The following is a 383-nucleotide window of genomic DNA, read 5'->3' on the forward strand; positions in this document are numbered from 1 at the left end:
ATTGAGGGCGGGTGTCATGTGGGTTCTGGTGGTGTTGTTTGTGGTTGCGGCCATGATTGACGATGGCAGGCCAGCGGCTATTATGGTGTCCTTGGTCGGGGCGGGGCTACTTCTGGCCGTCATGGGGAATCTGGTAGGGATGATCTGGCCGTGGCCGAAGGGTAGAGAATGGCAGGATGCTGAGGCAAAAGCTGGTTGGTCTTGTCTTGTCCATGCGCGCAGAGATAGGTAGCTATAGCGTGGTGGGGAAGCAGGAGAGAGATTTGTCGGAGGATTCTGTCCTTCCGTTTTCATAAGATTTGTCAGCCACGTCTGGTTGAATGCTGGAGGCTATATGGCGGAATCGGAGTGGGGCACCATTTTGGAAGACTTGCAACACCTTT

At 54.3% G+C, this 383-nt stretch carries 1 protein-coding gene; it reads left to right on the forward strand.

Annotated features, from left to right (window positions below):
- Window positions 1-232 (forward strand): hypothetical protein (locus AB4090_RS15165; RefSeq protein WP_369574707.1); only part of this gene is annotated, 232 nt, incomplete at its 5' end.
- Between the last annotated feature and the right edge of the window lie 151 nt (window positions 233-383).

It is taken from the genome of Acidithiobacillus sp. IBUN Pt1247-S3, from assembly GCF_041146875.1.
GTDB lineage: Bacteria > Pseudomonadota > Gammaproteobacteria > Acidithiobacillales > Acidithiobacillaceae > Igneacidithiobacillus.